The sequence below is a fragment of the Arthrobacter sp. AK01 genome, from assembly GCF_021109375.1.
GTDB lineage: Bacteria > Actinomycetota > Actinomycetes > Actinomycetales > Micrococcaceae > Arthrobacter.
The window spans coordinates 33,967-55,951 of record NZ_JAJOHP010000019.1; the positions used below are offsets into that span (position 1 = coordinate 33,967).

Genomic DNA, 21,985 nt, shown 5'->3' on the forward strand with positions numbered 1-21,985 from the left:
ACCCCCCCGCCTCGCGCCCCCCCGGGCAAAACCCCCGGGGGGCGCATCTCTCTGGCTCCAGCCAACCACGAACCACCGACAAAACAACATCAGCGATGGGATCGACCGGAAGGACCAGCAATCAGGCGTTGAAGTATTCCTTCAGGTCAGCCACCCTGTCCAGGCGCTCCCAGGTGAAGTCGGGCTCGTCGCGGCCGAAGTGACCGTGGGCCGCCGTCTTGGCGTAGATGGGCCGCTTGAGGTCCAGTGCGTCAATGATGGCGCGGGGACGGAGGTCGAACAATTCATCGATGGCCTCGCTGATACGGGCCGGGTCCACGGTCTCCGTGCCGAAGGTCTCGACATACGTTCCGACAGGACGGGCCTGGCCAATGGCGTAGGCAATCTGGATCTCGGCGCGCTTGGCCAGTCCGGCGGCCACCACGTTCTTGGCAACCCACCGCATGGCGTAGGCGGCCGAACGGTCAACCTTGGACGGATCCTTGCCGGAGAACGCGCCGCCACCGTGCCGGGAGAACCCACCGTACGTGTCCACGATGATCTTGCGACCCGTGAGGCCGGCGTCGCCTACCGGGCCACCAATGACGAAGGCTCCGGCCGGGTTCAGGATGTTGGCTGTTCGGGACAAATCGAGGTTGGACGCCGCCAGAACGGGATCAATGACGTAGCTCGCGAGGTCCGCCCGAAGCTGCTCAAGGCCCGCTTCTTCCGCATGCTGGCTGGAGATGACCACCGTTTCAACCGAAACCGGGCGATCGCCGTCGTACCCTACCGTGACCTGTGTCTTGCCGTCCGGGCGGAGGTATGCCAGCTCGCCGTTTTTACGCACTTCGGTGAGTCGTTCCGACAAGCGGTGGGCGAGCCAGATGGGGGTGGGCATGTACGACGCGGTCTCATCACTGGCGTAGCCGAACATGATGCCCTGGTCGCCGGCGCCCTGGAGGTCGTAATCGTCTTCCTGGCGGCCTTCACGGGCCTCCAACGAGTTGAAAACGCCGCCTGCAATGTCATTGGACTGCTGCCCGATGGACACGGAGACACCACAACGTGCGCCGTCGAAGCCGTTGGCCGAGGAGTCGTAGCCAATGCCAAGGATGGTCTCGCGGACAATCTGCGGAATCTCCACGTAGGCGTCCGTAGTAACCTCACCAGCCACATGCACCAGGCCGGTAGTGGCCATGGTCTCAACGGCCACGCGGGATTCAGGATCAGCGGCAAGCAGCGCGTCCAGGATGGCGTCGCTGATTTGGTCGCAGATCTTGTCCGGGTGCCCTTCGGTGACCGACTCGGAAGTGAAGAGCCGGAGCTTGGACGGGGTGCCATGGGGTTCATGGTGCAGCGGTAAAGTCACTCGACCACCTTACTGGGTTGCGGGACGGCGGCATTTGCCGTGTGTCCCTATGCTAAGAATTCGGGGTGGGCCCGGTTACAAGGCCGGGAAGACGCGTTCGAGCTCGGCCCCAACTCGGTCAACCACGGCAGCCGCGACGTCGGACTTGGAGCCGGCGGCCGATTGTGGCTTGGCACCGTGACCGGACAGAATGACCACGGAATTCTCGTCCTGGCCGAAAACACGGCCAATGCCCACCTGATTGACCACCAGGAGGTCGCAGCCCTTGCGCTTGAGCTTTGCCGTGGCGTGTTCAAGGACATCTCCTTGGGCGTCGCCCGTTTCAGCCGCAAACCCGACGATCAGTTGCTGGCCGCCCTCACCGTTCCGCCGCTCAACCAGCTCGTGGAGGATGTCCGGGTTCCGGATCAGGCGCACCACAGGTGCGTCCTCGCCGTCGACCTTTTTGATCTTGGTGTCCGAGACCTCCGCAGGACGGAAATCGGCAACGGCGGCCGCCATGATGACGACGTCGGAATCCGCTGCCGCTTTCAGCGCCGCCTCCCTCAGTTCCAAGGCTGACTCAACGCGGACAAGCTCGACGCCGGCAGGCGGCTCAACGTCCATATGCGCTGCGAGGAAGCGCACGGAGGCACCGGCAGCCAAGGCCGCAGCGGCCAACGCAACGCCCTGTTTGCCGGAAGATCGATTTCCCAGGAAGCGGACAGGATCCAGCGACTCCCTGGTTCCGCCGGCGGAGATCGTCACGATGCGGCCGGCAAGGGGCTTGGCCGCGGCAGGCGAAGCCGTGGCACCATTCGCAGCCTCAGCCAATGCCATGGCAGCGGCAAAGATCGCCTCGGGTTCGGGCAGGCGGCCAGGACCTGAGTCGGAACCCGTGAGCCGCCCGGACGCCGGTTCAAGGACGGTCACGCCGCGGCTGCGCAGTGTCTCCACGTTGGCCTGCGTAGCGGCATGCTGCCACATTTCCGTATGCATCGCCGGAGCGAAGAGCACCGGCCCGTGGGCCATGAGGAGTGTGTTGGTGAGGAGGTCGCCCGCTTGTCCGGTGGCTGCTTTGGCCAGAAGGTCGGCCGTGGCCGGGGCAACCACGATCAAGTCAGCCTCATGACCCAATCGGACATGGTTGACTTTCTCGACATCGTCAAAGACGCTGTTGCTCACCGGGTTGCCGGAGAGGGCCTCCCACGTGGCCACCCCGACGAACCGGGTAGCAGCTTCGGTGGGAATGACCGTCACCTTGTGACCGGCTTCAGTAAAAAGCCGGAGGAGCGATGCAACCTTGTAGGCTGCGATCCCTCCCCCGACTCCGAGGACTATGCGCACGTGACCTCCGTCAACAGGCAGTCTGCTTTATTCTGCGGGCTCGATCGGCGTGGAAACCAGAAGGCCTTCGTTGATCTCGCGGAGGGCGATCGAGAGCGACTTCTCGTTCAGTTTGGTGTCAACCAGCGGGCCGACGTACTCGAACAGGCCCTCGTGCAGCTGGGCGTAGTAGGCGTTGATCTGGCGCGCACGCTTGGCGCCGAAGATGACCAGGCCGTACTTGGAATCAGCAGCCTCAAGCAGCGAATCGATCGGCGGGTTGATGATGCCTTCAAGGTTCGTGGACACGAATTCTCCAAATTTTAGCGGGCCAACAAATGCAAGCGCTTAGCGCCCGTGCGGGGTAAGCCCCATGAGTGAAACAAGCTCGTCTGCTGCCCGGCGAACGTCGTCATTGATGACGGTGTGGTCAAACTCCGGTTCAGCAGCAAGTTCCAGTTTAGCGGTTTCCAGCCTTCGCTGCTGTTCCTCGGGAGTTTCGGTGCCGCGGCCCACCAGTCGACGGACCATTTCGTCCCAGCTGGGCGGGGCCAGGAAGACAAAATTCGCGTCCGGGACTGCCGCTTTGACTTGCCGGGCGCCCTGGAGGTCGATCTCCAACAGCACAGACTTCCCGTCGGCGATGGCCGCATCAACGGTGCTGCGGAGCGTGCCGTAGCGGTTCTGGCCGTGGACGACGGCCCACTCCAGCAGTTCCCCGTCAGCCACCAGTGAGTCGAATTCTTCGGCAGACTTGAAGAAGTAGTGAACGCCGTCAGTTTCCCCGGGACGCGCGGCCCGGGTGGTTGCCGAGACTGAGAGCCAAACCTCCGGATAGTTGTCCCTGATGTAGGTGGATACGGTTCCCTTGCCAACGGCAGTGGGGCCTGCAAGGACAGTCAGTCCGGGTTTCTTGCTCACGGATTCCTTCGGGGAGATGCGTTACACGCTTTGCTGGGTATCCATAAAATCTACCAGCGCCCGGGCCTGGTGAATTCCCAGGCCCCTGATGCGGCGGGATCCTGCGATGCCAATCTCCGCCATGATCCCGGCCGCCCTGACGGGCCCAATACCCGGCAGGGCCTCCAGGAGTTCCACCACCCGCATGCGTGCAATCGCCTCGTCGGTAGAACCTGAGGAGATCAACTCGGCAATGCTCACCTCGCCACGCTTGAGCCGTTCCTTGGCGGCGGCACGCACTGCCCGCGCCTTGGCAGCCTTCTCCAACGCATCGGAACGCTCCTGTGGTGTCAGCTCTTTAAGGCCCACTGCCAAACCCCTGTCAGATCGAGATTGTGATCCAGATCACGCGGACTGATCCTGAACCTACCGGCAGGGGCCCGGTTGCGCAATGAGGCTTGGCAACTTACTCCGGGCGAAGTCCCCGCAGAGTCTCCTCGGTTGCGGCACGCAGCGCTGCGACGGCTGGACCAGCAGCCAGGATCCCACGGCTGGAGGTGGCCAGGACGCTCGGATACGCATCGCCGAAGGTCGCACGCAGATCGGCCGGTGTAGCGCCCTGGGCACCGAGTCCCGGAGCCAGGATGGCCCCGCGAACTGGACCAAGATCGATATCCAGATCCTCCAGTGCAGAACCAATAGTGGCACCCACCACCAAGCCAACCGAACCCAGGGCGCCGCCATAGCGCTGGTTCTCCGTGGTTGCTGCAGCCACGATCCGGCGGGCAACGGAATCAGTTCCGCCAACATGCTGGACCGACTTGCCTTCAGGATTGGACGTCAGTGCGAGCACAAACACTCCCCTGCCGTACTGGGCTGCGAGGTCCAGCGCCGGACGCAGCGACTCAAAGCCAAGGTATGGGCTCAAAGTCACCGAGTCCGCGGCCAAGGATGACCCGTCACGCAGCCAGGCATCGGCATAGGCAGCCATGGTGGAACCGATGTCTCCACGCTTGGCGTCGGCGATGCTCAGCACGCCGGCCTCCGCTGAGGCGGCCAGCGTGCGCTCCAGGACGGCCATACCAGCGGACCCATGACGTTCGTACAGCGCCACTTGCGGCTTGACCGCGGCAGCGAGGGAACCCACGGCCTCCACGACCGTCAGTGAGAAGCGCTCCAGCCCGGCGGCGTCGTCGTTCAATCCCCATTCAGCCAGGAGCTGCGGATGAGGATCGATTCCGACGCAGAGCGGACCGCGCGCGGCCATGGCGGCAGCCAGCCGGGAGCCAAAGGACTCCCGGACCGGCTGCTGCCCTTGCTGTGCTTCAGCAGACTCAGGCATTGGCCGCTTCCACTGCTGCTGCCAGGTTGGCTGCGTGCTCCTGCAAGCTGGTCACGGACCACTCGTAGGTGCGCAGTGCCTCGATGGCCTGCACCGCGGCATTGAATTCGGCGACGGTGGTGATGCAGGGAATGCCGATGGAGGTGGCTGCGGCACGGAGTTCGTAGCCGTCGCTGCGGGCTTCGCCACCGGAGGGTGTGTTGAAGACCATATCGATCTCGCCCGCGATAACGAGGTCCGCGATGGTGCCTTCGCCTTCGGCGCTGCTGCCCTCGGCTACCTTGCGCACCGGAGTCGCCTGGATGCCGTTGCGGCGCAGGACGTCCGCCGTGCCACCGGTGGAGACGATCTCGAAGCCCAGGTCAGAAAGGCGCTTGACGCCCATGATGACCGAGCGCTTGTCGCGGTTGGCCACGGAGACGAAGATCTTGCCCCCTGTGGGCAAGGCGTTGTTCGCAGCGGCCTGGCTCTTGGCGAAGGCGGTGTCGAAGTGCTTGTCGATACCCATGACTTCGCCGGTGGAGCGCATTTCCGGGCCGAGCAGGGAGTCCACGACCTTGCCCTCCGGAGTGCGGAAACGGCTGAACGGCAGAACGGCTTCCTTCACGGCAACCGGCGCGTCCAAAGGCAGCGTGGAACCGTCACCGGTTTCCGGCAGCATCTTGTAGGCGCCGCGGAGCTGGTTGATGGTCACGCCGGTGCCGATCAGGGCAGCGGCCTTGGCCATCTGCACGCCCGTGGCCTTGGAGACGAACGGAACGGTGCGGGAAGCGCGCGGGTTGGCTTCAAGGACGTACAGGACGTCTGAGGCCAACGCGAACTGGATGTTGATGAGGCCGCGGACGCCCACGCCTTCAGCGATGGCACGGGTTGCCGTGCGCACGCGCTCAATGACGTTGGTGCCGAGCGTGATCGGCGGAAGCACGCAGGCCGAGTCGCCGGAGTGGATACCGGCTTCCTCGATGTGTTCCATGATCCCGCCGAGGTACATGTCGGTGCCATCGAAGAGGGCGTCGACGTCGATTTCGACGGCGTCTTCGAGGAAGCGGTCGATCAGCACCGGGTGGTCCGGCGTGATCTCCGTGGCGTTGGCAATGTAGCGGGAGAGATTGGGTTCGTCGTAGACGATCTCCATGCCGCGGCCGCCAAGGACGTACGACGGACGCACCAGGACCGGATAGCCGATCTCGTCAGCGATCTTCTTGGCGTCCTCGAAGGAAACGGCGGTGCCGTTCTTCGGGGAGGTCAGGCCGGCTTCGTCCAGAACGCGCGCAAAGGCGCCACGGTGCTCAGCAAGGTCGATCGCCTCGGGGGAGGTGCCCAGGATCGGGACGCCGGCGTCGGCCAGCTGCTGTGCCAGCTTCAGCGGAGTCTGTCCACCGAGCTGCACGAAGACACCCATGACACCGCCAGTGCGCTCTTCGGCGGCGATGACTTCGAGGACATCCTCAAGGGTCAGCGGCTCGAAGTACAGGCGTGTGGAGACGTCGTAGTCGGTGGAGACAGTTTCAGGGTTGCAGTTGACCATGACGGTCTCGTAGCCGGCTTTGCGCAGTGCCATGGAGGCGTGCACGCAGGAGTAGTCGAACTCGATGCCCTGGCCGATGCGGTTGGGGCCGGAGCCAAGGATGATAACGGAGGGCTTGGCGTGCAGGCCGACTTCGTCTTCTTCGTCGTAGGCGGAGTAGTGGTACGGCGTGTAGGCGGCGAACTCCGCGGCGCAGGTGTCCACCGTCTTGTAGACCGGACGGATGCCCAAGGCGTGGCGGACCCCACGGACAACGGCCTCAGGGTTATGCGTCAGGGCACCGATCTGCTCGTCCGAGAAGCCGTGGCGCTTGGCGTTGCGCAGCATGTCTTCGGTCAGCACACCGGCCTTGCGGATCTCCTGCGCGGTCTCGTTGAGGAGCTGCAGCTGGTCCAGGAACCAAGGATCGATCTTGGTGGCCTCGAAGAGGTCCTCCACGCTGGCGCCGCCGAGCATCGCACGCTGCACCTGGTGCAGGCGGTCCGTGGTGGGGCGCTTGGCTTTCTCGATGAGCTCGGCCACTTCGTACTCCGGCACCGAGCTGAAGTCCAGCTGGGACCCCTTCTGTTCCAAGGAGCGCAGGGCCTTCTGCAGGGCCTCGGTGAAGTTGCGGCCCATGGCCATGGCTTCGCCGACGGACTTCATGGTGGTGGTCAGCGTGTTGTCCGCTGCCGGGAACTTCTCGAAGGCAAAGCGGGGAACCTTGACCACAACATAGTCGAGTGTCGGTTCAAACGAAGCCGGCGTCTTCTGCGTGATGTCGTTGGGGATCTCGTCCAGGGTGTAGCCCAGGGAAAGCTTGGTGGCGATCTTCGCAATGGCGAAGCCGGTTGCCTTGGATGCCAAGGCAGAAGAGCGGGACACTCGCGGGTTCATCTCGATGACCACCACACGACCAGTGGCGGGGTCGATGGCGAACTGGATGTTGCAGCCACCGGTGTCCACGCCGACTTCGCGGATGACGGCAATGGAGACGTCGCGCAGCTTCTGGTACTCGCGGTCGGTGAGGGTCAGGGCCGGAGCAACCGTGATGGAATCGCCGGTGTGGACGCCTACGGGATCGAAGTTCTCGATGGAGCAAACAACAACGACGTTGTCGTTCTTGTCCCGCATCATCTCGAGCTCGTATTCCTTCCAGCCGAGGATGCTCTCTTCAAGCAGGACCTCGGTGGTGGGGCTGTACTGCAGCCCCTGGCCTACGATGCGGCGGAGGTCGTCCTCGTTGTACGCCAAGCCGGAGCCCAAGCCACCCATGGTGAAGGAAGGACGGACCACCATCGGGTAGCCGAGGTCCTCCGCGGCTTTGAACGCTTCTTCCATGGTGTGGATGATGTGGCTGCGCGCGGACTCTGCGCCACAACGCTCTACGACGCCCTTGAACTTCTCGCGGTCTTCACCAAGCTCAATGGCAGCAATGTTCGCACCGATCAGCTCTACGTTGTACTTCTCCAGCACGCCGTTCTTGTCCAGCGCAATGGCGGTGTTCAAAGCAGTCTGGCCACCGAGGGTCGGCAGGATGGCATCCGGGCGCTCCTTGGCGATGATCTTCTCCACCACCTCGGGGGTGATGGGCTCAACATAGGTGGCGTCGGCAAACTCGGGGTCCGTCATGATGGTGGCCGGGTTGGAGTTCACGAGGATGACGCGGAGGCCTTCCTCCTTGAGGACGCGCAGTGCCTGGGTACCGGAGTAATCGAATTCGGCAGCCTGCCCAATGACGATCGGGCCGGAACCGATGACAAGGACGCTCTTGAGATCTGTACGCTTGGGCATTACTTCTTGTCCTCAGTCTTGGAGTCGGTGGTGTTGGCGGCGCCGGACTTCGTCTCAGCCATGAGATCGATGAAGCGGTCGAACAGGTACGCGGCATCGTGCGGCCCGGCCGCGGCCTCGGGGTGGTACTGGACCGAGAATGCCGGGATGTCGAGGCAGGCGAGTCCTTCAACGACGTCGTCGTTCAACGACACATGGCTGACTTCAACCCGTCCGTAGCGCTCTTCGGGAGCCACCGTGGCACCGTTCATCGGGGCGTCGACGGCAAAGCCGTGGTTCTGCGAGGTGATTTCCACCTTGCCTGTGCGGCGGTCCATAACGGGCTGGTTGATGCCGCGGTGACCATAGCGGAGCTTGTAGGTGCCGAAGCCGAGGGCGCGGCCCAAGATCTGGTTGCCGAAGCAGATACCGAAGTACGGCAGCTTCTCGTCCAGCACCGAGCGCAACAGGGAAACCTGGTGATCAGCCGTGGCCGGGTCGCCAGGTCCGTTGGACATGAAGAATCCATCCGGGTTGACCGCGTTGACGTCTTCCAGCGTGGAGGTCGCCGGCAGGACGTGGACGCGCACACCGCGCTCGGCGAAGCGAACCGGTGTCATGGCCTTGATGCCGAGGTCAACGGCGGCGATGGAGAACCGCGGCTCGCCTTCCCAGCCGTGGTCCTTGGGCTCAACGACATACGCCTTATCGATGGAGACTTCCTCCGCCAGCGCTGCACCTTCCATGGGAGCGCTGGCCAGGACGGCATCGACCAGTTCCTTGTCGGATACCTGAGCGGCCTCACCCGAGAAGATGCCGGCCCGCATGGTCTTGTGCTCGCGGAGATGGCGGGTAATGGCGCGGGTGTCGACACCCTGGATGCCAACAATGCCCTGCTCCACCAATTCGTCATCGAGGCTCCGTTCGGAGCGCCAGTTGGAGGGTCGGCGGGCGGCGTCGCGCACGATGTATCCGGCAACCCAGATACGGCGGGACTCAGCGTCTTCGCTGTTGACTCCAGTGTTGCCGATGTGCGGGGCCGTCTGGACTACCAGTTGGCGCGCATAGGAGGGGTCGGTGATGGTCTCCTGGTAACCGGTCATACCGGTGGCGAACACGGCTTCGCCGAGTGCGGTTCCCTGTGCGCCGTAGCTGCGGCCGCGGAACATGCGGCCGTCTTCGAGCACCAGCACTGCTGCTGAGGAGGTGGGTGTGGTGGCTGCTTTACTATCCGTCACTTTATTACTTTCCACTATCGGCATCTGCCTGAGGGGCTGCGGAGGTCAATTCCTGGAGGGCTTCAAGGAGGAGCTGCTTGTCGGCTGCGTGCCTGGAACGGAACCCGGTGTCGAGTTCCTGGCTGCCGAGCTTCCAACTGATGACCAGGAGTCCGTCCTTCTCGACGAACTTTCCAGCCATGCCGTTGGACTCGCGACTGTCCACTACTGCGGCGCGCGGGATGAACACGGGGGCGGCACCGGATCGGTCGAACAGCACGCCTTCGGCGTGGATGCTCAGTTCCGCGTTGGTCCGGATGCCAAGGCCCTGGACCGCGATCCGGTCCAGCCAGTCCCCTGCCGTGGTGGTGGCAACATATTGCCCTTCCGCGACGACGGTGGCCGGCGTCAGCTGCTCCGGCACCCCGGGAAGGCGTTCGACGTCGGCCTGTCGCCTGAGCCTGTTACGCCACCCCAGCCAGATCATCGCCAGTACGACGACAATCAGTGGCACCGTGATGATCACGGTCAGTGTCTGGTTGTCCATTAATTGCTGCTGACTGCCGGGTACCGGTACGGCGTGTTGAGCTTGCCGTCAAGGACAGTGGGGTGGCCCTTGAAGAAGGTAGCCACAACGGATCCGGGCAGCTCCTTGCCCTTGAATGGTGAATTGCGGCCCATGGTTGCCATTTTATGGGGGTCAACGGTCCAACGCGCAGCCGGGTCCACAAGAATGACGTTGGCCGGCTCGCCAACCTCGAGCGGACGGCCCTGATCAGCGACGCGGCCAATGATCGCCGGAGTGAAGGACGTAACCCTCGCGAAGTCCGCCCATGTCATGAGGCCGGTCTCGATCATGGTCTCCTGGACCACCGAAAGCGCGGTTTCCAGGCCGGTCATGCCCATCGCCGCCTGCGCCCACTCGCATTCCTTGTGCTCGCTGGGGTGCGGGGCGTGGTCCGTTCCGACGACGTCGATGGTGCCGTCGGCGAGGCCCTCGCGCAGCGCTTGTACGTCAGCATCGGTACGCAGCGGCGGGTTGACCTTGTACACGGGGTCGTAACTGCGGACCAGCTCGTCAGTCAGGAGCAGGTGGTGGGGGGTGACCTCGGCTGTGACGTTGATTCCCCGTGCCTTGGCCCAGCGCACAATTTCCACGGATCCGGCAGTGGAGACGTGGCAGACATGCAGGCGTGAACCCACATGCTGGGCAAGCAGGACGTCGCGGGCAATGATGCTTTCCTCGGCAACAGCAGGCCATCCAGTCAATCCCAGCACTGCCGAGACGGTGCCTTCGTTCATCTGTGCCCCGGCGGTAAGGCGCGGTTCCTGCGCGTGCTGGGCCACCACGCCGTCGAACGCTTTCACGTACTCCAGCGCACGGCGCATGATCACGGGGTCGTGGACGCAGATCCCGTCGTCGGAGAACATGCGGACCCGGGCCCGGGAGTCGGCCATGGCGCCGAGCTCGGCGAGCTGCTCACCGGCCAGGCCCACGGTGACTGCACCCACGGGGCGGACGTCCACCCAGCCGGACGCGCGGCCCAGGCTGTGGACCTGTTCCACAACGCCCGCAGTGTCGGCCACCGGGTTGCTGTTGGCCATCGCATGGACGGCGGTGAAACCACCCAAGGCGGCAGCACGGGTACCGGTTTCCACCGTCTCGGCGTCTTCGCGGCCGGGTTCGCGCAGGTGGGTGTGCACGTCCACCATGCCGGGCAGGGCGACGAGGCCCGCGGCATCGATGACGGTGGCACCCTCAGCCGCAAGGTCCTTGCCGCGGGCTTCGATCATGCCGTCGCGGATCAGCAGGTCCTCGGCTTCGCCGCCGAGGATGGCGGCCCCACGAATCAGGTAGCTGTTCTCGGCCATCAGTTGGTCTCCTTGCTGGACTGGCTTACGTTCGAGGCTGCTCCGCGGGAATCCCCGGAGAGCAGCAGGTACAGGGCGGCCATGCGGACCGATACGCCGTTGCGCACTTGGGCAAGCACAGTGGATCGCGGCGAATCCGCGGCGGCCGAAGAAATTTCCAGGCCCCGGTTCATGGGACCCGGGTGCATGATGATGGTGTCCTTCATTCCCAGGTCATCCAACGCACGGAGCCTCGCGTCATCGAAGCCCCAGCGGCGGGAGTACTCGCGGGTGGAGGGGAAGAACGAAGCGTTCATCCGCTCACCCTGGACGCGCAACATCATCATGGCGTCAATGCCGGCCTCAAGAGTTTGGTCCAGGTCGTAGCTGACCTTGCAGGGCCAGTGCTCGACGCCGATCGGCAGCAGCGTGGGAGGCGCCACCAGCGTGACCTCGGCGCCAAGTGTCTTCAACAACCAAACGTTGGACCGGGCGACGCGGGAGTGCAGGACATCCCCGGCAATCGCTACCCGCATGCCCTTGAGGTCCGCACCGGTGGACTCTGTGCCGTTGACCTGCGACCAGTGCCGGCGCATGGTGAAGGCATCCAGGAGCGCTTGCGTTGGGTGTTCGTGGGTGCCGTCACCGGCATTGATGACTGCTGCGTCAATCCAGTCCGTGGCAGCGAGCCGGTGTGGCGCACCAGAAGCCCAGTGGCGGATGACGACGGCGTCGGCGCCCATCGCGGCGAGCGTCTGGGCGGTGTCTTTGAGGGACTCCCCCTTGGACACAGAGGATCCCTTCGCGGCGAAGTTGATGACGTCTGCGGACAGGCGCTTGGCTGCTGCCTCGAAAGAGATCCTGGTACGGGTGGAGTCCTCGAAGAAAAGGTTAACCACTGTCCGGCCGCGCAGGGCCGGCAGTTTCTTCACTTCACGCTCGCCGACAGCGGACATTTCCTCCGCTGTATCCAGGACACGGATGGCATCATAAGCGCTGAGGTTTTCGGTGGAAAGGAGGTGTTTCACTTGCCTGCCTCAATAACTACCTCGTTGACGGGCACACCGTCCACGGAGTCGATTTCCTCAAGATGGACGCGGACCTTTTCCGCGGAGGACGTAGGCAGGTTCTTTCCCACATGGTCGGCGCGAATGGGGAGCTCTCGGTGGCCCCTGTCCACCAGGACCGCCAATCGGACAATCCTCGGGCGCCCGAGGTCCACCAAGGCGTCCAGGGCCGCGCGGATGGTGCGTCCCGAATACAGGACGTCGTCGATCAGGACAACAACCTTGTCATCGATGCCGGACAACGGAAGCCGGGTGTGCCGCGGGGGCCGGGTTGGCTGGTGGGAAAGATCGTCACGGAACATGGTGACGTCCAGTTGGCCAACAATCGTTTCAGCGTTGACTGTGGGATCGGCCGCTGCGATCTTGTTGGCAAGCCGCACGGCCAATGGATAGCCGCGGCTGGGAATGCCCAAAAGAACCAGGTCCTGGGAGCCTTTGTTGGCTTCAAGGATCTCGTGGGCGATACGAGTGAGCGCACGATCAATGTCCGCCTGATTGAGAACAACCCGCGACGGCACGTGCGCTGAAGTGACTTCAGTCATCGCTCGTCTCCCCTTTCCCCGCCTCACGGGACGGAATTAAAAAAGGAATATTTGCTTTTCAAAGCTACCACAACGGCCCTTTCCGGCCTCACCCTCAGCGGACGCCGGGCATGAGTTTAAGCTCACATTCCATGCCGTGGAATAGGCTCGTGTCCATGACCATGAACCCGAACGGGCAGCCTGGCGGACAACCCTATCCGCGGCCCTATCTGGAACCTGCGGCCAACCCCACATGGATTGGCCGCGTCCAACCAGGGAACTTCCAGCCTGCGCCGGGAAATCCGGCATCGCTCCCCCAGCAAACCTGGGCCATGCCACCAGCGCCACGCGGCCGTTCGTTGGGCACACTGCCCTTGGTCATCACGGGCGCAGTACTGGCCCTTGCCAGTCTCCTGCTGGTGGTGCCGTTCCTTCTTGGCAACACTGGCGTCACCGGCTTTGTGGTTGGTTTTATTGCTTCCTTGATTCCCTTGTCGGTGGTTCTGCTGACAGTCCGCCTCATTGACCGGTGGGAGCCTGAACCGAAAAGGCTCCTGTGGTTCGCTTTCACGTGGGGTGCCGCTGTTTCCATCGCCGGGACGTTGCTCATCCAACCGCTCTTCGCCCTGGCCGCGCCAACCAGCAGCGAAGAAGCGTTCACCTACTTCATGGCAACCGTCCAAGCGCCCATCGTGGAGGAATTCACCAAGTCTCTGGGGTTGCTGGTCTTGATCCTGGCCGCACGGAAGTACTTCGACGGTCCGGTTGACGGTGTGGTGTTCGCGTTCACGATTGCCGCCGGTTTCGCCTTCACAGAGAACATCCTCTACTTCGGACGCGAAATTGCCTCGTCAACGGATCCCGGCACTGACTTGGTACGTATCTTCATCCTCCGCGGCGTCATGTCACCCTTTGCTCATGCGGTCTTCACGGGAACAACCGGATTGATCATGGGCTTCGCAGCCCGGAAATGGCACCCGGGTTATGCCGTTCTGGCGTTCTTCATCGGCTTGCTGCCCGCAATGTTCCTGCACAACCGCTGGAACAGCATGGGCCAGGACTTCCTGGTGGAGTACTTCGTAGTCCAGGTTCCGATTTTCCTGGTTGCCGCTGTGGGCATCATCCTTCTCCGTGTCGCCGAAGGAAAACTCACACGGCAACGGCTCATGGAGTATGCCCGGGCAGGGTGGTTCACCCCGGCCGAAGTGGAAATGCTGGCCACCGCGAAGGGTCGCAAACATGCCGTTCGCTGGGCATCCTCCCGCGGACGTGGGCCTCAGATGAAAGCCTTCATCAAAGGAGCCACCGCGTTGGCGTTCACCCGCCAACGGATACTTAGCGGCCGTGACGTCCATCTTCACCAGCACGATGAGCTTGAACATCTGCGCAGCATCCCTGGCCTCAGGGCCGCAGTTCTCCAGTAACGCAAAAAAGGACCCGCTTCCACAGTTTCCTGTGAAGCGGGTCCTTGTGCGTTCAAACCAGGCGATGTACCTACGCGAGAAGTGACGGCTTGAGCTTCTGCAGTCGGCCAAGGAGGCCATTGATGAAGGCCGGGGACTCGTCCGTGGACATCGTCTTGGCGAGGGCAACGGCTTCGCTGACCGCCACGCCATCCGGAACCTCATCGTTGTAGAGGAGCTCCCAAGCTCCGATCCGAAGAATGATGCGGTCCACTGACGGCATGCGCTCCAACGTCCATCCCTGGGCGTACGTCTGCAGGAACTCATCGATGGTTGCCTGCATGGAAACAACGCCCTCAACGATTTCCACCGTGTAGGGGTTGATGACCAAGTCGGTTTTCTCCCGGCGCGCGGTCATGGCGTCGAAAGCCGAAACGGAGCGCTGCTCCGCCTCGAAGAGTACTTCAAGAGCCCTGCTACGGGCTTTACCGCGTGCGCTCACTAGTCGTTGACCCGACCCAGGTAGCTGCCATCGCGGGTGTCGACCTTGACCTTGGTGCCCTGCTCAACGAACAGCGGAACCTGGATCTCGTAGCCGGTTTCAACAGTGGCCGGCTTGGTGCCTGCCGAGGAGCGGTCGCCCTGAAGGCCCGGCTCCGTGTAGGTAATTTCGAGGACGACGCTCGGGGGCAGTTCGATGTACAGCGGATTGCCCTCGTGGATGGCAATGTTGACCATCTGGTTTTCGAGCATGAAGTTGGTGGCGTCGCCGACAGTTGCACCGGTGACGGTGATCTGGTCGAAGTCCTGGGTGTCCATGAAGACGAAGTCTTCGCCATCCTGGTACAGGTACTGGTAGTCACGGCGGTCAACCGTTGCGGTTTCGATCTTCAGGCCGGCGTTGAAGGTCTTGTCGACCACCTTGCCGGACATGACGTTGCGCATCTTGGTACGGACGAACGCGCCGCCCTTGCCCGGCTTGACGTGCTGGAACTCGATGATGTTCCAGAGCTGGCCCTCGAGCTTCAGTACGGTCCCGTTCTTGATGTCGTTTGTGGTTGCCACTCGTATCCTCAGGTTTCTCTCACTGGTTCAAGCTGCCAGTTCGTCTATGCCAGGCAGGCATGCCAAACGGCCCGCCAGCGCGTATTTATCAAAAATCCAAGAACCATTCTACCGGCAAATGGGCCGTAGGCCTGCGAACGGGGATTTGACCAGCTTTCAGCAGGCAACTTCGAGTACGTTGCGGGCCCGCTGCAGGGCCACGGCTGATGAATAGATCAGCGCCGCATCGGCAGCCATGGATACCCTTAGGTCCAGCGCCCTGGAGAACTCCTCGGACGCTGCAAGGACGTTGCCACTCACGAAATAAGCACGGCCCAGATACTGATGGACGATCGCTTCCTTGGAACTGCCCTGGACTTCGTGAAGCAACTGACGGAACAACTGCACAGCCCGGTCAAGGCGGTTGGTGGCCCGGTGGACCTCGGCCTCGAAGATCCTTAGGCGGAATGACTCAGGATCCTTGTAGCGGGCCTCAGCCAGCAACTCGGCGGCTTCCTTCGGCTGGTTTTCAAGCAGCAAGGCCATGATGCGGTCAGCGGGGTCTTCTGAAGCCGCAAGCGCAGACTCCATGACTTCCTCGTTGACGATCACGGGCAGCAGCGTATCCGGGTTCATTCGGACGCCCGGGAAGCCGGCGGTCGGCCAATCGCTGACGCCCTCACGGACTGCAGCGCTCATGATGCGATCTCCTGGTAGGCCGCAAACAGGAGTGAGGTGTCGGGAACCTCCAGGATGCCCGGCTTGGCCACGCCGTCGAGGACAACGAAGCGGAGAAGGTCGCCACGGGATTTCTTGTCCCGGCGCATGCCGTCCAGCAGGCCCTGCCAACGGTCCCGACGGTAGGTAGTAGGCAGCCCCAGGCTTTCCAGGATGGTGCGGTGACGATCTGCGTCGGTATCGGACAACCGGCCCACGCTGCGCGACAATTCCGCAGCGAACATCATGCCCACCGATACAGCGGCACCATGGCGCCATGAGTAGCGTTCCACCAACTCAATGGCGTGTCCCAAGGTGTGACCATAGTTCAGGATTTCCCGGAGGCCGGATTCCTTGAGGTCCTGGGAGACCACCTCCGCCTTCACCGAGATGGCACGTTCAATAAGTTCGCGGACGACATCCGAGCCGGCGTCCAGCACGGCGTCGGTGTTCTTTTCGACCAAGTCAAGGATCGCGGGATCGGCGATGAAGCCACACTTGATGACTTCCGCCATGCCCGAAATGAGCTCGTTCTTAGGCAATGTCTGGAGGGTGTCCAGATCCGCCAGGACGGCTGCGGGAGGGTGGAAGGAGCCGACCAGGTTCTTGCCCTCTGCAGTGTTGATGCCGGTCTTTCCGCCAACCGAAGCATCCACCATACCGAGCAGGCTGGTGGGCATGTGGATGACCTTGACGCCGCGAAGCCACGTAGCGGCCACGAAGCCGGCGAGGTCGGTGACAGCGCCACCACCGACAGCCACGATGGCATCGGAGCGCGTGAAATCATTCTGGCCGAGTACTTGCCAGCAGAAGGCAGCAACCTGAATGTGCTTGCCTTCCTCCGCATCCGGGATTTCGGCCGTGAGCGCGGTAAACCCGGCTGCTTCGAGCTCGTCGCGAACAGTATCCCCCGTCAGGCGAAGGGCGCGTGGGTGGATGACAAGAACCCGCCGGACCCGCTCACCAAGTTTCCCCGGCAGGGTCGCCAGGAGGCCGCGTCCCACCACGACATCGTAGTTTTCATTGACGGACTGGCCAGTCACCTTGATGACAGTTGCTTCGTTGCTCACTTTTCAACTTCCTCTTTCAAGGCTGCATGCTGGCGCAGCCGCTCCTCCACATGGAGGCCGATTTCCGCCACGGATCCGGAACGGACGTCCATGACGATGTCCGCGAGACGCTCGTAGACAGGACGCCTCGTGGCAAACAAGGCCTCCCACCGTGTCATCGCATCACCCTGCAGCAAAGGCCTGCCCGTGTTCCGCGCGATCCGGTCAGCAACTGTTTCCGCATCACACTCCAGGTAGACCACTGTGCACTCCCCCAGTAATTGCTGGGTGCCGGAGTCAAGGACTGCACCCCCGCCCAGGGAAATGATGGCTGGTTGAACTTTGGCATTCTCAATGGACTTCGCCACCGCTCGCGCTTCTATCTCGCGGAAGGCGTGTTCACCGCGTCCAGCGAAAATATCGGCGATGCTGCCGTGGGCGGCAACCACCACCGCGTCAGTGTCCACAAACGGGAGGCCGAGCTGCTGGGCCAGCTGCTGGCCGATGGCCGACTTGCCGACAGCCATGGGCCCTATCAGGACAACGGGACGGCCGGGACAGCCATCCAGAACAGGGCGGACCACTACCGGCCGACCGAGTCCAGGGTGGCCGGGATGCTGTCGAGGTAGCTCTGCAGGTTTCGCTGTGTCTCGGCAACGGAGTCGCCACCGAATTTCTCGGCGACAGCCTCAGCCAGGACCAAGGCCACCATAGCCTCTGCGACGACTCCGGCCGCGGGCACCGCACAAACGTCCGAACGCTGGTGGTGGGCCTTGGCCGGCTCTCCCGTGCTGACATCAATGGTGCGCAGAGCGCGCGGAACGGTTGCGATCGGCTTCATGGCAGCGCGAACCCTCAGGACCTCACCGATGCTCATGCCGCCTTCAATACCGCCAGCCCGGTTTGTCTGGCGGACGATCCTGCCGTTCTCGTCCTTAAGGATTTCATCGTGTGCGGCGGAACCACGGCGGGCAGCGGTAAGGAAACCGTCGCCGACCTCCACGCCCTTGATGGCCTGTATGCCCATCAGTGCTGCGGCAAGGCGCGAATCAAGGCGGCGGTCCCAGTGCACGTAGCTGCCCAGTCCCGGCGGCAGGCCGTAGGCGAGAACCTCAACCACTCCACCGAGGGTTTCGCCCTCTTTGTGGGCAGCATCCACCTCGGCTACCATCGCGTCCGAGGTTTCGCGGTCGAAGCAGCGCAGGGGATCTGCGTCAAGCGCCAGAACGTCCTGCGGCAACGGCAACGGACGGCCTTCGGGCACGGCTACGCTGGCAATCGAAACAGTGTGGCTGACCAGCCCGATGCCCAGCTGCTTCAGGAATTGGGCGGCAACGGTACCCAGAGCCACGCGGGTGGCCGTTTCGCGGGCGCTGGCGCGCTCAAGGACCGGACGGGCTTCGTCGAAGCCGTACTTCTGCATCCCCGTGAAGTCGGCGTGGCCCGGGCGCGGCCGGGTCAGTGGTGCATTGCGGGCTTGGTCGGCAAGGATTTCGGGGTCCACGGGATCCGCAGACATGATCTGCTCCCACTTGGGCCATTCGGTGTTGCCAACCTGGATGGCTACAGGACCACCCTGGGTCAGGCCATGACGGACGCCGCCCATGATGGTGACCTCGTCCTGCTCAAACTTCATGCGGGCACCACGTCCATACCCCAGGCGGCGACGCGCCAGGGCGTCACGAATCTGCGCGCTGGTGAGTTCAACACCGGCGGGCACGCCTTCAACAATTCCGATCAGAGCCGGACCATGGGATTCACCGGCAGTCAACCAACGCAACATATAACCAATCCTGCCATGTAAGGCCTCTAGAACACTCGCCGGGGAAGCCCGACTGAGTCGCACATCACATCTATGACGGCGGCATCCACGTCACAGCCGCTGAAGCGACTGATCTGTTCTGCCGCCTGATACATCAGCATCTCCAAACCCGGAACCACGGCTCCCCCATGGCCGTGCCATACCTGCGCAAGCTTGCTGGGCCAGGGATCGTAAGCGACGTCCAGCAGAACACCGGCGCCCGTTCCCGGCAACGCTGCGAGCTCCTGCGCCAAAGAGTCTGCGGCTCGCGGTGGGAAGGTCGAAATCACCAGATCCGCGCCCGCAACGGCAGTGGCCGCTTCAGTCAAAGGCCGGATACTGACGGAGATTCCGACGGCGGCGGCCGCGGCTTCCGCGTCGCCGGCACGTCCTGGGTCGCGGACAAAAACGTCGACGTGGCTGCCACCCAGTTCCTTGACGGCGGCAACTGCGGCAGCCGAAGTGCCACCACCACCAAGGATTGCGGCTTGGGGAGTCGAAGAAACCCCCGCATACCGGACCGCTTCAACGATTCCGGCAACATCGGTGTTGTAGCCCACTCGACGTACCAACCCGCCGTCGTATTCGAAAACCACCGTGTTGATGACGCCCAAGTGGGCGCCGGCACCGCGGACCTCGTCCACCTCTCCGACCATTGCTGACTTCAACGGCATGGTGACCGACAGGCCGCACCATGAGTCGTCACCACGGAGCGAGTCCATGAAGGACGGGAGGGCATCGACGGTGACGTCAATCGCCGAGTAGCCGATGTCCGCGCCGAGCTTGGCGTAGGCAGCCGTATGCAATGCCGGGGATTTCGAATGCGAGATCGGATGCCCCAGGACGGCGGCCCGACGACTCACACACACCGTCCAGCGTTGGCCTGGCACCAGGCGTTGTACTGCTCAACGTAGGTGTTGTGCTCAGCCAAGGTCTTGGAGAACTTGGTCTCCTTGGTGTCCAGGTTGATGGTCACCCAGTAGAGGTAGTCATTCTGCGTGGGCTTGGCCGCAGCATCGATGGCGGTCTTGCCCGGCGAGCCGATCGGTCCAGCCGGAAGGCCGACGTTGGCGTACGTGTTGTACGTATTGGACTTATCGGCCTTCTCTTCCTCAGTGAGGTGGAAGGACTTCTTGCCCAGGCCGTAGGTCACCGTGGCATCGGACTGGATCAGGCCGCTGGTTTCCACGTTGTTTGGCTTCAGCCGGTTATAGATGGCGCCGGCCACATTTCCGTAGTCGGCCTGCCCGCCCTCAGCCTGCACGATGCTGGCGATGGTCACGGCGTCATACTGCTTCGCTGGATCCGTGATTCCTTGGGACTTAAGTTCATCCAACGTAGTGGTGACCAGCTTCTGGATGATGTCCTTGGCCGGTGTGCCTAGCTCAAAGCGATACTCACCAGGGGCGAGGAAGCCTTCCAGGTTCTTGGCCTTGGAGGGGACACCGAACTGTGCCGGCGCCTGGTTGAACCCGCTGAGTTCCTGCATTGAAATACCCGAGCCCTTGGAAATGGCTTCGAGGGACTCATTGATGCGGAGGCCGGCACTCAAGGCAAAATACATCACCTTCGAAGCGTCCTTGTTGACCAGGACGTCCACTGCATCTGAATTCTTCATCTCAGTACGGAAAGTGAACTCGCCCGGGGACAGCTCACCGCCGTCGTTAAGGAATTCCTTGACGAAAGCATCGGCGTCTGCCACCACTTTGTTCTCGACAAGTTCAACGCCCACTGCTTTCGGTCCGGAGCCCTCCGGAACCGTAATGGTGACCGATCCCGTTCCCGGACCCGGGTAGTCAGTGACCTTGTCCATGCCCAGCAAAGGCTTGAGGAACTGGGCGCCAATGGCAATTGCGGCTACGAAGACACCGAGCGTGATCAGGAGTGCGACGACTCGACGACGACGCCGGGCCTTCTTCGCGGCTGCTTTGGATGATGCAGTTTGCTCGACGGGCGCAATGAGGTCATGGTGATGCTCGTCGTGAAGGTGATCATCGGCATGGTGGTCGCCATGGTAATCGTCATGGGCTTCGAAGCCGTGGTGGGCATCGTGCTCAGCGAAGCCATGCAGGTGACCAGCGTCAACGGGGACCGGCTCGAGGTGTTCTGGATCTACGTGTTCTGGATCTACATGTTCAGTTTCTACATGTTCAGGGTCATGATGCCCGGCGATATCCTGTGAAGCTTCGCTTTCCTGGTGGACAACGTCCTGCGCCGGTTCAACATCCTGCACCGGTTCAACGTCATGTTCCGGTTCAGTGGGGTTCGACTCGACAGGCGCTGGAGCAGCAGGCTTGGCCACGGGTACTGGTGGAGCCACGGGCACCGGTGGAGCAACCGGTGCGGGAGGCACTGCGGGAACAGGACGGGGCAGCTCAGGCTCAACGTCCGATGGCGCGGAGGTCTCCCCCGGCGTCGCTTCGGGAACGGGTACGACGTTGTGGTTCTGCGTGGCGAGGAATCGTTCCCGCGCCCGCAGCTCTTTGCGGGTCAGCGGCATACCGCCGCCGGCGGTACCGCTGGAGGGGTCGTTGTTGACCGGGCTCACAGTTGCAGTCCCCTCGTAGAAGAATCGGGTTCATTGCCGGAGGCAGCCCGCAGCGTTGGGGCACTGCTGGGTTTTTCGGATTGCGCCGGTGCCTGCACTCGGCGGCCAACATCCGATCCTCTGGCTTTTTGCATGTCGATTGCGTGCTGAAGTATTCCAGCAGCGGCAACCTGATCAACCACTTTACGGTGGTTCTTGCTGCTCATGCCAGCTTGGTGGAGGTTGCGGTGTGCCGTCACAGTTGAAAGCCGCTCGTCCACGAGGTTCACGGGGATGTCCAAACCGGCCCGCACAAGCTCGTTTGCGAGGAGTTCGGCGTAGCCGCTGGCCATCTCAGCCGACGCTCGTTCCTCACCCTTCATGGTGCGTGGAAGGCCCACAAAGATCTGCACGGCGGGCAATTCCGCGGCAAGCCTGGCCACGACACGGACGTCGGAGTTCTTCTTGGCGTCCCGCGCGAGGGTTTTGAATGGTGTGGCTAATATTCCGTCGGGATCGCACTGGGACAGGCCCACCCGGACGGTACCGACGTCTACCCCCAGCTTGATGCCTTGGGGGTAGACGTCCTCGTGAGTACTTGCAGCCACCG

At 62.8% G+C, this 21,985-nt stretch carries 22 protein-coding genes; 1 reads left to right on the forward strand and 21 read right to left on the reverse strand.

Annotated elements, in window-relative coordinates; translation table 11 throughout:
* Window positions 1-121: 121 nt before the first annotated feature.
* The 12 genes from metK to pyrR form a co-directional block, all read right to left on the reverse strand.
* Complete coding sequence (gene metK / locus LN996_RS08780; RefSeq protein ID WP_231340015.1) at window positions 122-1,351, reverse strand: methionine adenosyltransferase; 1,230 nt, start codon at window positions 1,349-1,351, stop codon at window positions 122-124.
* A gap of 75 nt (window positions 1,352-1,426) precedes the next feature.
* Window positions 1,427-2,677 carry a bifunctional phosphopantothenoylcysteine decarboxylase/phosphopantothenate--cysteine ligase CoaBC gene (gene coaBC, locus LN996_RS08785; protein ID WP_231340016.1) on the reverse strand — a complete coding sequence of 417 codons (1,251 nt, stop codon included), beginning with the start codon at window positions 2,675-2,677 and terminating at the stop codon, window positions 1,427-1,429.
* 27 nt (window positions 2,678-2,704) lie between these two features.
* Window positions 2,705-2,965: a DNA-directed RNA polymerase subunit omega gene (gene rpoZ / locus LN996_RS08790; protein ID WP_017197559.1), complete on the reverse strand. Its 261-nt coding sequence runs from the start codon at window positions 2,963-2,965 to the stop codon at window positions 2,705-2,707.
* Window positions 2,966-3,004: 39 nt separating this feature from the next.
* Window positions 3,005-3,577: a guanylate kinase gene (gmk, locus tag LN996_RS08795; RefSeq protein ID WP_159699256.1), complete on the reverse strand. Its 573-nt coding sequence runs from the start codon at window positions 3,575-3,577 to the stop codon at window positions 3,005-3,007.
* Window positions 3,578-3,598: 21 nt separating this feature from the next.
* A complete protein-coding gene (gene mihF / locus LN996_RS08800) occupies window positions 3,599-3,925 on the reverse strand; it encodes an integration host factor, actinobacterial type (protein WP_231340017.1) in 327 nt (108 codons plus the stop codon).
* A gap of 97 nt (window positions 3,926-4,022) precedes the next feature.
* Window positions 4,023-4,898: an orotidine-5'-phosphate decarboxylase gene (gene pyrF / locus LN996_RS08805; RefSeq protein ID WP_231340018.1), complete on the reverse strand. Its 876-nt coding sequence runs from the start codon at window positions 4,896-4,898 to the stop codon at window positions 4,023-4,025.
* A complete protein-coding gene (gene carB / locus LN996_RS08810) occupies window positions 4,891-8,199 on the reverse strand; it encodes a carbamoyl-phosphate synthase large subunit (RefSeq protein ID WP_231340019.1) in 3,309 nt (1,102 codons plus the stop codon). Before carB ends, pyrF begins: the two co-directional genes overlap by 8 nt.
* Window positions 8,199-9,440: a glutamine-hydrolyzing carbamoyl-phosphate synthase small subunit gene (gene carA, locus LN996_RS08815; RefSeq protein WP_231340020.1), complete on the reverse strand. Its 1,242-nt coding sequence runs from the start codon at window positions 9,438-9,440 to the stop codon at window positions 8,199-8,201. Before carA ends, carB begins: the two co-directional genes overlap by 1 nt.
* Window positions 9,421-9,942, reverse strand: coding sequence for a hypothetical protein (locus LN996_RS08820; protein ID WP_231340021.1), 522 nt, complete (start codon window positions 9,940-9,942; stop codon window positions 9,421-9,423). Before LN996_RS08820 ends, carA begins: the two co-directional genes overlap by 20 nt.
* Complete coding sequence (locus LN996_RS08825; RefSeq protein WP_231340022.1) at window positions 9,942-11,267, reverse strand: dihydroorotase; 1,326 nt, start codon at window positions 11,265-11,267, stop codon at window positions 9,942-9,944. Before LN996_RS08825 ends, LN996_RS08820 begins: the two co-directional genes overlap by 1 nt.
* A complete protein-coding gene (locus LN996_RS08830) occupies window positions 11,267-12,274 on the reverse strand; it encodes an aspartate carbamoyltransferase catalytic subunit (RefSeq protein WP_231340023.1) in 1,008 nt (335 codons plus the stop codon). The genes LN996_RS08825 and LN996_RS08830 overlap by 1 nt, the downstream gene beginning before the upstream one ends.
* A complete protein-coding gene (gene pyrR / locus LN996_RS08835; protein ID WP_231340024.1) occupies window positions 12,271-12,855 on the reverse strand; it encodes a bifunctional pyr operon transcriptional regulator/uracil phosphoribosyltransferase PyrR in 585 nt (194 codons plus the stop codon). Before pyrR ends, LN996_RS08830 begins: the two co-directional genes overlap by 4 nt.
* Window positions 12,856-12,965: 110 nt before the next feature.
* Between pyrR and LN996_RS08840 the strand changes: the two genes are divergently transcribed.
* The gene (locus LN996_RS08840; RefSeq protein ID WP_231340025.1) at window positions 12,966-14,258 is read left to right on the forward strand and encodes a PrsW family intramembrane metalloprotease; all 1,293 of its coding nucleotides are present in this window, start codon (window positions 12,966-12,968) and stop codon (window positions 14,256-14,258) included.
* A 70-nt stretch (window positions 14,259-14,328) separates the two neighbouring features.
* Here LN996_RS08840 and nusB read toward each other — a convergent pair whose 3' ends face one another.
* From nusB to ruvX, 9 genes are all read right to left on the reverse strand, one after another.
* Window positions 14,329-14,739, reverse strand: coding sequence for a transcription antitermination factor NusB (gene nusB, locus LN996_RS08845; protein ID WP_011774956.1), 411 nt, complete (start codon window positions 14,737-14,739; stop codon window positions 14,329-14,331).
* The gene (efp, locus tag LN996_RS08850; protein WP_159699223.1) at window positions 14,739-15,302 is read right to left on the reverse strand and encodes an elongation factor P; all 564 of its coding nucleotides are present in this window, start codon (window positions 15,300-15,302) and stop codon (window positions 14,739-14,741) included. Before efp ends, nusB begins: the two co-directional genes overlap by 1 nt.
* A 156-nt stretch (window positions 15,303-15,458) precedes the next feature.
* On the reverse strand, window positions 15,459-15,980 hold the full coding sequence (locus tag LN996_RS08855) for a lipopolysaccharide assembly protein LapB (protein WP_231340026.1): 522 nt from the start codon (window positions 15,978-15,980) through the stop codon (window positions 15,459-15,461).
* Window positions 15,977-17,068, reverse strand: coding sequence for a 3-dehydroquinate synthase (aroB, locus tag LN996_RS08860; RefSeq protein ID WP_231340027.1), 1,092 nt, complete (start codon window positions 17,066-17,068; stop codon window positions 15,977-15,979). Before aroB ends, LN996_RS08855 begins: the two co-directional genes overlap by 4 nt.
* Complete coding sequence (locus LN996_RS08865) at window positions 17,065-17,631, reverse strand: shikimate kinase (RefSeq protein WP_308102709.1); 567 nt, start codon at window positions 17,629-17,631, stop codon at window positions 17,065-17,067. Before LN996_RS08865 ends, aroB begins: the two co-directional genes overlap by 4 nt.
* Complete coding sequence (gene aroC / locus LN996_RS08870; protein WP_231340029.1) at window positions 17,631-18,830, reverse strand: chorismate synthase; 1,200 nt, start codon at window positions 18,828-18,830, stop codon at window positions 17,631-17,633. Before aroC ends, LN996_RS08865 begins: the two co-directional genes overlap by 1 nt.
* 26 nt (window positions 18,831-18,856) lie before the next feature.
* Window positions 18,857-19,711 (reverse strand): shikimate dehydrogenase, encoded by an 855-nt coding sequence (locus LN996_RS08875; RefSeq protein ID WP_231340030.1) that lies wholly within the window; start codon window positions 19,709-19,711, stop codon window positions 18,857-18,859.
* Window positions 19,708-21,396, reverse strand: coding sequence for an endolytic transglycosylase MltG (gene mltG / locus LN996_RS08880; protein ID WP_231340031.1), 1,689 nt, complete (start codon window positions 21,394-21,396; stop codon window positions 19,708-19,710). The genes LN996_RS08875 and mltG overlap by 4 nt, the downstream gene beginning before the upstream one ends.
* Window positions 21,393-21,983 (reverse strand): Holliday junction resolvase RuvX, encoded by a 591-nt coding sequence (ruvX, locus tag LN996_RS08885; protein WP_231340032.1) that lies wholly within the window; start codon window positions 21,981-21,983, stop codon window positions 21,393-21,395. Before ruvX ends, mltG begins: the two co-directional genes overlap by 4 nt.
* Between the last annotated feature and the right edge of the window lie 2 nt (window positions 21,984-21,985).

Excerpts from the sequence above, each read along its gene's own strand:
- pyrF (WP_231340018.1), bottom strand. The coding sequence starts at position 4,898 with ATGCCTGAGTCTGCTGAAGCACAGCAAGGGCAGCAGCCGGTCCGGGAG.
- carB (WP_231340019.1), bottom strand. The coding sequence starts at position 8,199 with ATGCCCAAGCGTACAGATCTCAAGAGCGTCCTTGTCATCGGTTCCGGC.
- carA (WP_231340020.1), bottom strand. The coding sequence starts at position 9,440 with ATGCCGATAGTGGAAAGTAATAAAGTGACGGATAGTAAAGCAGCCACC.
- LN996_RS08820 (WP_231340021.1), bottom strand. The coding sequence starts at position 9,942 with ATGGACAACCAGACACTGACCGTGATCATCACGGTGCCACTGATTGTC.
- LN996_RS08825 (WP_231340022.1), bottom strand. The coding sequence starts at position 11,267 with ATGGCCGAGAACAGCTACCTGATTCGTGGGGCCGCCATCCTCGGCGGC.
- pyrR (WP_231340024.1), bottom strand. The coding sequence starts at position 12,855 with ATGACTGAAGTCACTTCAGCGCACGTGCCGTCGCGGGTTGTTCTCAAT.
- LN996_RS08840 (WP_231340025.1), top strand. The coding sequence starts at position 12,966 with ATGAGTTTAAGCTCACATTCCATGCCGTGGAATAGGCTCGTGTCCATG.
- LN996_RS08855 (WP_231340026.1), bottom strand. The coding sequence starts at position 15,980 with ATGAGCGCTGCAGTCCGTGAGGGCGTCAGCGATTGGCCGACCGCCGGC.
- aroC (WP_231340029.1), bottom strand. The coding sequence starts at position 18,830 with ATGTTGCGTTGGTTGACTGCCGGTGAATCCCATGGTCCGGCTCTGATC.